A 9,710-nucleotide genomic window follows, 5' to 3' on the forward strand; every position below is an offset into this window, starting at 1 on the left:
AATCAGCTCTCTGACTTCAGAGGGCTTTTTCTATATATGTCTCTATCCTTGTTCATCTAATAGAAATATGGTATACTTTTCATGAGAATTTTCTAAATTTTTAAGATGCTATCAAAGGAGGTTTTCATGCTTTCCAAATTTTCTGGAAGCCGACGGGACCTGCAATTTGTGTTACTTTTAGGTATTTTGCTAGCTACTCTAGGAATTTCGCTCTTTCTAGCAGTTTCTATGGGGTCCGTTGCGATTGATCTAGGCGATACCTATCGGATTATTTTGAGCAGGTTGGGTTTTCCTCTTGAGATAGGAGAGGTTTCCAAGTCCACTCTTGCCATTGTATGGAACATGAGGTTCCCCCGAGTATTGTTAGGCTTGATAGTAGGGGCTGGTCTTTCCATGTGTGGTAGCGTGATGCAGTCTACAGTGAACAATCCCATTGCTGAGCCCTATGTCTTAGGTATCTCTGCGGGTGCAACTCTAGGAGCAACCCTAAGCATCATTCTTGGTTTAAAAGTGATGATTAGCCTTGGAGCTTTTCTTGGAGCTATTTTGGCAACAATTGCTGTCCTTATCATTGCCTCTATGCAGGGCAGGATGACGACTTCCAGTCTGATCTTATCAGGAACGGTTGTCAATGCTCTCTTTCTGGCATTTTCCAACTTTATTATCTCAGTTGGCGCTAATGCGGACAGTGTGATGACCATTAAGTTTTGGACCATGGGCTCGCTTGCCGGGACTACCTGGTCTGACTTATTCTTGCCAACTATAGTAGTAGGATCGGCTTTTCTATTTTTCGCTACTCAGTATCGTGTTTTTAATGCGATGATGATGGGAGATGAGGCTGCTTTAACTTTGGGGATACCCTTACGCTTCTATTGGTATCTTTATGTGACCATGGTGGCTGTGCTGACAGCAGTCTTAGTAGCAACCTGTGGGATTATTGGATTTGTTGGTCTAATTACTCCTCACTTAGCTCGAGGCTTAGTAGGAACGAATTACAGGAGACTTTTTCCCGTTGCGACCTTACTGGGTGCCCTCTTTGTCGTCTGGGCAGATGTACTTTCTCGTGTCATCATTCCAAATGCCGAGCTGCCGATTGGTATTTTCACAGCCTTAGTAGGTGCTCCCTTCTTCATCTACATTGTAGGAGGTAGGCGAAAGGAGGTGAGGGCCTGATATGGACTTGATTTGTCAGGATGTCCACTTTGGACTAGGAGAGAAAAAAATCCTCAAAGGAGTTTCTCTTAAGGTTGAGGGGCATCAATTTCACACGATACTAGGACCGAATGGAAGTGGAAAAACCAGCCTGCTTAAACTCCTCTATCGTCAGGAAAAGGCGGACAAGGGCTTGATAAGCCTAGATGGAAAGCCGCTGGAGCATTGGTCACTCAAAGAAACAGCCAAGCAAATGGCAGTTGTCACCCAGTTTAATCAATTGCAGTTTGATTGTACAGTTGAGGAAATCGTCTTGCTGGGAAGAACTCCACACCTCTCTTTTTTACAGAAGGAAAAGGAAAGGGATTATGCCCTCGTTCAAGATGCTCTCGTCAAGGTGGATATGCTTGAGAAGAAAACTCGTATCTATTCGTCTCTTTCAGGTGGGGAGAAACAGCGAGTCTTATTAGCACGCGCCTTGGCGCAAGAACCGACTCTCTTGCTCCTGGACGAGCCAACCAATCACCTGGATATCAAGTACCAGTTAGACTTGTTGGCCATTGTGAAGAATCTCAAGGTCAATGTTCTAGCTGTCCTACATGACATTCAACTTGCTTGTCGCTATTCGGATTATCTCTATCTGATGAAGGAGGGGGAAATCCTTTACCAAGGTATTCCAAAGGAGACCATCACCCCTGAGTCATTGCAAACTGTATATGGAGTTCAAAGTCAGGTGACTTGGACTGAGGATCAGCAAGCCATGATTCACTATTTATAAGAATGAAAAGGAAAACAAGATGAAAAAAACACTAAGCATTTTACTCGTAACAGTAGCTACCCTAACCATGGCAGCTTGTGGTAACACTACTACAGAAAAAGCTACCACACAGTCTAGCACAGAAACAAGTCAAAAGGCCAGCACAGAGACGACTTATCCGTTAACGGTCAAGACCTATGATGCTAAGGGAAATGAAGTCGAACAAGTCTTTGACAAGGCACCTGAAAAAGTTATCACCAACAATCTTTCAACTACTGAAATCTTATTGGAGCTAGGCTTGAAGGATAAAATTGCTGGCATGCTTAACCCTGATAATGCCGTGACGGACAAATACAAGGATGCGATTGCGACGATTACTCAAATTGGGGACAAAAAAACAGTCTCACAAGAGACAGTCCTTTCTTATGAGCCAGATGCTGTGATGGGTCGAAACATGATGTTTTCTGAAAAATCCTTGGGAACAGTTAGCACTTGGAATGAAAATAAAATCCCAGTCTATACACAAAAAGCATCTCTTTCAACGATTCAGCAAGATTTGGGAAATATCGTAGAAGATGTCAAAAATCTTGGAATGATTTTTAATGTGCAGGACAAGGCCAATGAATACGCAGCCCAATTACAAGCTAAAATTGATGCTGTTAAGAAAGCAAACCCAGCAAGCCAAGGTGAAAAGAAAAAGGCTTTGATTATGGTTGCTTATAACGACGAAACCTTCGGTGCTTACAAGTCTGCTTTGCAAGAGAGCTTGTTGAATCAACTTGGTTATACCAACGTTGCAACGGGAACATCAGGCTTGACCTTGGAAAATCTCGTGTCAATGGATCCTGAGTTGATTATCTATGTAACCAGCGACCGCAATAAAAAATTGGATGCTAACGCAGTAGAGTTGATGAAGGCAAATGAAGTTTTGGAAAACGTTCCTGCAATTAAGAATCAAAAAATCATGACCATTTCTTACGATGAGTTGATGGATTATGGTCCAGCAGTAATTGATTCCCTTGAGAAAATCAATGACTTTATCAATAAATAATGAGTTTGATTGGGAGGGAATCCAAGTCAAGGTCAGCCTTCCTTCGGCCTATGATCCCAACCAAATCTATCCAGCTGTTCTCTTGAATGATGGAAACTTGGATTTCCTATCTTCCCTTTCAGAGTCTGTGATTTTAGTGGGCTTGACCTCTAAAAATCGCCTAGATGACTACACTCCCTGGGAGGCAGCTGCTCTGAGAGAGGGGACTCCAGATTTTGGCGGCCAGGCAAATTCCTATCATGAACTTTTATTTGGAAATCTTTTAGATAAGTTGCGGTCTCTTTATCGCCTGGACGAAGATCGCCTTGCCTATGGAGGATACTCATTAGGTGGACTGGCGGCAGTCTACAGTCTATTCAGCTTTGACAAGGTCTCCTGTATCTTCTCTATCTGCGGTTCCTTTTGGTATCCTGATTTTACGACTTATTGCAAAGATGAAAGGGTGAAAAACTTAGATTGTTTACTGTATTTACAGAATGGTCAAACAGAAGGAGCCCATCATACTAATCGCTTGGCTCAAGCACCAGTTTATGCTGAGCAGATCCATACCAGTCTTCAGAAACGTTATCCGACTGGTCAGTTTGTCTTTGATCCCTATGGGCATCATGAGCAAGTGGCTGAGCGCTTTCTAGCCTTTTCCAACTGGTTGGCCCAAAAATGGAAAATTGCATAAAAGAAATATCCCTTGGTAAAAGCCAAGGGATAATTGTATTTTTTAACCAAGAGACTCTCTCTTCTTATCTGGATTCCAGATAAAGCTTGCAATGAAGGTAAAGATAATCGTTAGGATACCAACAACCACAGCAAGGATGAGGGCAGGGATGCGGATAAACCACCAGAGTGGGTTTGGTTTTTTATCATTGTGCCATTGCTTGGTTTCTTCGTCTAAACGTTGGAATTCAGCTTGGATGCGGTCTGCAACCATTTCAATCCCTTCATCATTCATTTTCTTAATGTCTGAGATATCGATAGGATTTCCAAAGTTCATATCGACACGTTCACGGCTGACTAAGCCTTTCAAGGTCATGGGACCGGTGTAGGTAACCGGCATGATACGGACCTTGGCCATTTTGGCAATCAAGGCAACTCCACCCTTGACATCGTTTGAGTGACGGCTCCCGCTTGGGAACATGATGAGAGAGAGGTCGCTTTTTTTGAGGACGTTGATAGGGTACTTGATGGCAGAGGCATTAGGTTTTTCTCGGTCGATAGGAAAGGCGCCACACATACGGATCCACCAGCCAAAGATACGGTTGTTAAACAGCTCTTTTTTGGCCATAAAGATGAACTGTTTTGGCTTGGTCGCAAAAGCCATATATACAGGATCCCACCAAGTACGATGAGGAGCGACGAGGATATAGTTTTCGTCTCGGCTAGGGATTTTATCAGTATTGTGATAGTGGGCATTGCCATTGATGGACCACAAGATCAGCATGACTAGTCCACGCAAATAAGTATAAAACATGAGATCTCCTTCGATTGTATTGCTTTTATTATTATACCTTATCAAAAGACTACTGGCAAACTTTTTCAGTTATCAGCCAACAGTTTTAGATGGGATTAGAATTCTTTTAAAAAAAATGATATGATAGAATTTATGGATAAAAATAAGATTATGGGATTAACCCAAAGAGAAGTCAAGGAAAGACAGGCTCAAGGTTTGGTCAATGACTTTACCGCTTCAGCCAGTACCAGTACTTGGCAAATCATCAAACGAAATGTTTTTACACTTTTTAACGCATTAAACTTTATTATCGCTCTAGCGCTTGCTTTTGTGCAGGCTTGGAGCAATCTGGTCTTCTTTGCCGTTATTTGCTTTAACGCCTTTTCTGGGATTGTGACTGAGCTACGGGCTAAACACATGGTGGACAAGCTCAATCTCATGACTAAGGAAAAGGTCAAAACCATCCGTGATGGTCAAGAAGTCGATCTCGATCCAGAAGAGTTGGTTCTAGGAGATGTCATTCGTTTGTCTGCTGGGGAGCAGATTCCTAGTGATGCTCTGGTTCTGGAAGGATTTGCGGAAGTCAATGAAGCTATGTTGACGGGTGAGAGTGATTTGGTGCAAAAAGAAGTGGATGCCTTGCTTTTATCAGGGAGTTTCCTAGCCAGTGGCGCAGTTTTGGCTCAAGTTCACCATGTCGGGGCAGACAACTATGCTTCCAAACTCATGCTGGAAGCTAAGACAGTGAAACCGATCAACTCCCGTATCATGAAATCGCTAGACAAGCTAGCTGGTTTTACTGGAAAGATTATCATTCCCTTTGGTCTAGCTCTCCTGCTAGAAGCCTTGATGTTAAAGGGCTTGCCCCTCAAGTCATCCGTTGTAAATTCGTCGACAGCCCTTTTGGGAATGTTACCCAAGGGAATTGCCCTTTTGACCATTACTTCGCTCTTGACTGCGGTGATTAAGCTGGGCTTGAAAAAGGTTTTAGTGCAGGAGATGTACTCTGTCGAGACCTTGGCGCGCGTGGATATGCTCTGTCTGGACAAGACGGGAACCATCACCCAAGGAAAGATGCAGGTGGAGGCAGTTATTCCTTTGACCGAAGAGTATGGTGAGCATGCGATTGCCAGCATTTTGACCAGCTACATAGCTCACAGTGAGGATAAAAATCCAACAGCCCAGGCTATTCGCCAGCGTTTTGTGGGAGAAGTTGCCTATCCTATGCTTTCGAATCTTCCTTTCTCAAGCGATCGCAAGTGGGGAGCTATGGAGTTAGAAGGGCTAGGTACGGTTTTCTTAGGTGCGCCTGAGATGTTGTTGGACTCTGAAGTCCCAGAAGCTAGAGAGGCCCTAGAGAGAGGGTCGCGTGTCTTGGTCTTGGCACTCAGTCAGGAAAAACTTGATCATCATAAACCACAGAAACCGTCTGACATTCAGGCCCTGGCCTTGCTGGAAATCTTGGACCCCATTCGAGAAGGAGCCGCTGAGACGCTGGACTACCTCCGTTCTCAGGAAGTGGGTCTCAAGATTATCTCTGGCGACAATCCAGTTACGGTTTCCAGCATTGCCCAGAAGGCTGGCTTTGTAGACTATCATAGCTATGTAGATTGCTCAAAAATCACAGATGAGGAATTGGTTGCCATGGCTGAAGAGACAGCTATTTTCGGACGTGTTTCCCCTCATCAAAAGAAACTCATCATCCAAACTCTGAAAAAAGCAGGGCATACAACGGCAATGACAGGGGATGGTGTCAACGATATCCTAGCTCTCCGCGAAGCAGATTGTTCTATCGTTATGGCTGAAGGAGATCCTGCGACTCGTCAGATTGCTAATCTGGTTCTCTTGAACTCTGACTTTAATGATGTTCCTGAGATTCTCTTTGAAGGTCGTCGTGTGGTCAATAACATCGCCCATATTGCACCGATTTTCTTGATAAAGACAATCTATTCCTTCTTGTTAGCAGTTATCTGTATCGCCAGTGTTCTTCTGGGACGGTCTGAGTGGATCTTGATTTTCCCCTTCATTCCAATCCAGATTACCATGATTGACCAATTCGTGGAAGGTTTCCCACCATTCGTTCTGACTTTTGAGCGAAATATCAAGCCTGTTGAACCAAACTTCCTCAGAAAATCCATGCTTCGTGCCCTACCAAGTGCCCTCATGGTCGTGTTCAGCGTTCTTTTTGTCAAAATCTTTGGGGCTAGTCAAGGTTGGTCTGAGTTAGAAATCTCAACCCTACTCTATTATCTCCTTGGGTCAATTGGTTTCTTATCCGTATTTAGAGCCTGCATGCCATTTACTCTCTGGCGTGTCCTCTTGATTGTCTGGTCAGTAGGAGGCTTCCTAGCCACAGCTCTTTTCCCAATGATCCAGAAACTGCTTGAAATTTCGACCTTGACAGGACAAACATTCCCTGTTTACCTTGTCATGATGGCTGTCTTTACCGTGATTTTCATTCTAACTAGTCGTTACCAATCCAGAAAATAAAGAAAGGCTGCAATCTGTGGATTGCGGTCTTTTTAGGTGCAAGATTGCTAGCTGAAATGTGGTATAATAAGAGGTAATAGAGTTTTGGAAAGTGAGAGAAGATGATTTCAAAGAGATTAGAATTGGTAGCTTCCTTTGTGCCACAAGGTGCTGTGTTACTAGATGTGGGGAGTGACCATGCTTATCTGCCAATTGACTTGGTTGAAAGAGGCCAAATCAAAAGCGCTATTGCAGGGGAAGTGGTGGAAGGACCCTACCAGTCAGCGGTCAAAAATGTTGAGGCTCACGGCTTAAAGGAGAAAATCCAAGTTCGTTTAGCCAATGGCTTGGCAGCCTTTGAAGAGGCAGACCAAGTATCGGTTATCACCATTGCTGGTATGGGTGGCCGTTTGATTGCTACCATATTGGAAGAAGGCTTGGACAAGCTAGCTAATGTAGAGCGTTTGATCCTCCAACCCAATAATCGTGAAGACGATTTGCGCATCTGGCTACAGGGTAACGGTTTTCAGATTGTAGCAGAAAGCATCTTAGAAGAAGCTGGCAAGTTTTATGAAATTCTAGTGGTGGAAGCAGGACAAATGAAGCTATCAGCCAGTGATGTCCGTTTTGGACCTATCTTGTCCAAAGAAGTCAGCCCAGTCTTTGTCCAAAAATGGCAAAAAGAAGCTGCTAAGTTAGAATTAGCCCTTCATCAAATTCCAGAAAAAAATATGGAGGAACGACAAGTTTTAGTAGATAAAATTCAAGCCATAAAGGAGGTTCTCCATGCTAGCAAGTGAAGTAATACAAGCTTATGAAGCCTTTTGCCCTCAGGAATTTTCAATGGAGGGTGACAGTCGTGGCCTGCAAATCGGTACTCTAGACAAGGAGATCCAAAGGGTTATGGTTGTCCTCGATATTCGTGAAGAGACGGTTGCTGAAGCCATTGAAAAGGGTGTGGACTTGATTATCGTCAAGCACGCGCCAATCTTTCGTCCGATTAAGGATTTGGTAGCCAGCCGCCCACAAAATCAGATTTACATCGACCTTATCAAGCATGACATTGCCGTTTATGTCAGCCATACCAATATTGACATCGTTGAAAATGGCCTCAATGACTGGTTCTGTCAGATGTTAGGTATTGAGGAAACGACCTATCTGCAGGAGACAGGTCCAGAACGTGGAATTGGACGTATTGGGAATGTTCAACCTCAGACATTTGGGGAATTGGCCCAACATGTCAAGCAAGTCTTTGGTCTAGATAGTCTTCGCATGGTCCATTATCACGAGAGTGATTTGCAGAAGCCTATTTCAAGAGTAGCTATCTGTGGTGGTAGCGGGCAGTCTTTCTATAAGGATGCTTTAGCAAAGGGGGCAGATGTTTATATCACTGGCGATATCTACTATCACACAGCCCAGGATATGCTTTCTGATGGCCTGTTGGCATTGGACCCAGGCCACTATATAGAAGTGCTTTTTGTGGAAAAAATCGCAGAACTTCTTACTCAATGGAAGGCAGAGAAGGGCTGGGGCATTGATATTGTGCCTAGTCAAGCATCGACTAATCCTTTCCACCTTATCTAGTTAGAAGGTGAAGACAATGAAAAAAGTTGCCATTATTGGAGCAGGAATTGTGGGGGCAACAGCTGCCTACTACCTCTCCAAAGAAGCAGATTTAGAGGTGACCGTTTTTGACCATGGACAAGGTCAGGCTACCAAGGCAGCAGCGGGAATTATCAGTCCTTGGTTTTCCAAACGCCGTAATAAAGCCTGGTACAAGATGGCGCGCTTGGGAGCGGATTTTTATGTGGATTTGTTGGCTGATTTAGAAAAGTCTGGTCAGGAAATCGACTTTTACCAACGCTCAGGCGTTTTTCTCCTGAAAAAGGATGAAACAAAGCTAGAAGAACTCTATGAACTAGCACTCCAGCGTAGGGAAGAATCTCCCTTGATAGGTCAATTAGCCATTATAGACCAAGCGTCTGCAAATGAATTATTTCCTGGCTTGCAGGGATTCGACCGCCTGATCTACGCTTCTGGTGGGGCACGGGTGGATGGCCAGCTCTTAGTGACTCGTTTGCTAGAAGCCAGTCAGGTCAAGCTGGTCAAAGAAAAAGTGAGTCTGACACCTTTAGCATCCGGTTACCAGATTGGTGAAGAGATGTTTGATCAGGTTATTTTGGCGACAGGAGCTTGGTTGGGGGGCATTTTGGAACCTTTAGGATATGAGGTAGATGTTCGTCCTCAAAAAGGACAACTCCGAAATTATCAGCTCTCCAAAGACCTAGCATCTCACCCTGTTGTCATGCCAGAAGGGGAGTGGGATTTGATCCCTTTTACAGGTGGGAAATTGTCCTTGGGCGCTACCCACGAAAATGATATGGGATATGATTTGACGGTGGATGAAACCTTGCTCCAACAAATGGAGGAGGCAGCCTTGCCTCACTACCCAGCCTTGGCAGAAGCAAAATCATCTGGTGAGCGTGTGGGAATCCGTGCCTACACCAGTGATTTCTCACCTTTCTTTGGGCAGGTGCCAGGATTGGCAGGTATCTATGCGGCTAGCGGCCTAGGTTCATCAGGCCTCACAACGGGTCCGATCATCGGTTACCATCTAGCCCAGCTGGTCCAAGACAAGGAATTGGCCTTGGACCCAGTAAACTACCCAATTGCAAACTATGTCAAACGAGTAAAAAGTGAATAATACTCAATGAAAATCAAAGAACAAACTAGGAAGCTAGCCGCAGGCTGCTCAAAACACTGTTTTGAGGTTGTGGATCGAACTGACGAAGTCAGTAACCATACCCACGGTAAGGCGACGCTGACGTGGTTTGAAG

9 protein-coding genes are annotated in these 9,710 nt (G+C 44.3%); 8 read left to right on the plus strand and 1 reads right to left on the minus strand.

Features of this window, described 5'->3' with window-relative positions; all coding sequences use genetic code 11:
• The first annotated feature begins 126 nt into the window (after positions 1-126).
• Genes HMPREF2655_RS01390 through HMPREF2655_RS01405 form a run of 4 tightly spaced genes read left to right on the plus strand, consistent with a single transcriptional unit; the run spans position 127 to position 3,633 of the window.
• The gene (locus HMPREF2655_RS01390; RefSeq protein WP_070837258.1) at positions 127-1,173 is read left to right on the plus strand and encodes a FecCD family ABC transporter permease; all 1,047 of its coding nucleotides are present in this window, start codon (positions 127-129) and stop codon (positions 1,171-1,173) included.
• A gap of 1 nt (position 1,174) precedes the next feature.
• Positions 1,175-1,930, plus strand: coding sequence for an ABC transporter ATP-binding protein (locus HMPREF2655_RS01395; RefSeq protein ID WP_070837260.1), 756 nt, complete (start codon positions 1,175-1,177; stop codon positions 1,928-1,930).
• 19 nt (positions 1,931-1,949) lie between these two features.
• Positions 1,950-2,960, plus strand: coding sequence for an ABC transporter substrate-binding protein (locus tag HMPREF2655_RS01400; RefSeq protein WP_070837261.1), 1,011 nt, complete (start codon positions 1,950-1,952; stop codon positions 2,958-2,960).
• Positions 2,941-3,633, plus strand: coding sequence for an alpha/beta hydrolase-fold protein (locus tag HMPREF2655_RS01405; protein ID WP_000175773.1), 693 nt, complete (start codon positions 2,941-2,943; stop codon positions 3,631-3,633). Before HMPREF2655_RS01400 ends, HMPREF2655_RS01405 begins: the two co-directional genes overlap by 20 nt.
• Positions 3,634-3,675: 42 nt before the next feature.
• Here HMPREF2655_RS01405 and HMPREF2655_RS01410 read toward each other — a convergent pair whose 3' ends face one another.
• Positions 3,676-4,425 (minus strand): lysophospholipid acyltransferase family protein, encoded by a 750-nt coding sequence (locus HMPREF2655_RS01410; protein WP_070837263.1) that lies wholly within the window; start codon positions 4,423-4,425, stop codon positions 3,676-3,678.
• Positions 4,426-4,557: 132 nt separating this feature from the next.
• On the opposite strand from HMPREF2655_RS01410, the gene HMPREF2655_RS01415 reads away from it, so the two are divergent.
• The 4 genes from HMPREF2655_RS01415 (at position 4,558) to HMPREF2655_RS01430 (ending at position 9,577) form a co-directional block, all read left to right on the plus strand.
• Positions 4,558-6,894: a cation-translocating P-type ATPase gene (locus tag HMPREF2655_RS01415; RefSeq protein ID WP_070837265.1), complete on the plus strand. Its 2,337-nt coding sequence runs from the start codon at positions 4,558-4,560 to the stop codon at positions 6,892-6,894.
• Between the two features lie 101 nt (positions 6,895-6,995).
• Positions 6,996-7,673 carry a tRNA (adenine(22)-N(1))-methyltransferase gene (locus HMPREF2655_RS01420; protein WP_049478482.1) on the plus strand — a complete coding sequence of 226 codons (678 nt, stop codon included), beginning with the start codon at positions 6,996-6,998 and terminating at the stop codon, positions 7,671-7,673.
• Positions 7,660-8,457 (plus strand): Nif3-like dinuclear metal center hexameric protein, encoded by a 798-nt coding sequence (locus tag HMPREF2655_RS01425; protein WP_070657419.1) that lies wholly within the window; start codon positions 7,660-7,662, stop codon positions 8,455-8,457. Before HMPREF2655_RS01420 ends, HMPREF2655_RS01425 begins: the two co-directional genes overlap by 14 nt.
• 16 nt (positions 8,458-8,473) lie before the next feature.
• Positions 8,474-9,577, plus strand: a complete 1,104-nt coding sequence (locus HMPREF2655_RS01430; protein ID WP_070800043.1) for an NAD(P)/FAD-dependent oxidoreductase — start codon at positions 8,474-8,476, stop codon at positions 9,575-9,577.
• Positions 9,578-9,710 lie beyond the last annotated feature (133 nt).

Origin of the sequence: Streptococcus sp. HMSC066F01 (assembly GCF_001837335.1) — a bacterium.
Lineage (GTDB): Bacteria > Bacillota > Bacilli > Lactobacillales > Streptococcaceae > Streptococcus > Streptococcus oralis_S.

Bases quoted from the DNA above. Each gene is read 5' to 3' on its own strand.
- HMPREF2655_RS01405 (WP_000175773.1), top strand. From the start codon at position 2,941: ATGACTTTATCAATAAATAATGAGTTTGATTGGGAGGGAATCCAAGTC.
- HMPREF2655_RS01415 (WP_070837265.1), top strand. From the start codon at position 4,558: ATGGATAAAAATAAGATTATGGGATTAACCCAAAGAGAAGTCAAGGAA.
- HMPREF2655_RS01410 (WP_070837263.1), bottom strand. From the start codon at position 4,425: ATGTTTTATACTTATTTGCGTGGACTAGTCATGCTGATCTTGTGGTCC.
- HMPREF2655_RS01425 (WP_070657419.1), top strand. From the start codon at position 7,660: ATGCTAGCAAGTGAAGTAATACAAGCTTATGAAGCCTTTTGCCCTCAG.
- HMPREF2655_RS01395 (WP_070837260.1), top strand. From the start codon at position 1,175: ATGGACTTGATTTGTCAGGATGTCCACTTTGGACTAGGAGAGAAAAAA.
- HMPREF2655_RS01400 (WP_070837261.1), top strand. From the start codon at position 1,950: ATGAAAAAAACACTAAGCATTTTACTCGTAACAGTAGCTACCCTAACC.
- HMPREF2655_RS01390 (WP_070837258.1), top strand. From the start codon at position 127: ATGCTTTCCAAATTTTCTGGAAGCCGACGGGACCTGCAATTTGTGTTA.
- HMPREF2655_RS01420 (WP_049478482.1), top strand. From the start codon at position 6,996: ATGATTTCAAAGAGATTAGAATTGGTAGCTTCCTTTGTGCCACAAGGT.
- HMPREF2655_RS01430 (WP_070800043.1), top strand. From the start codon at position 8,474: ATGAAAAAAGTTGCCATTATTGGAGCAGGAATTGTGGGGGCAACAGCT.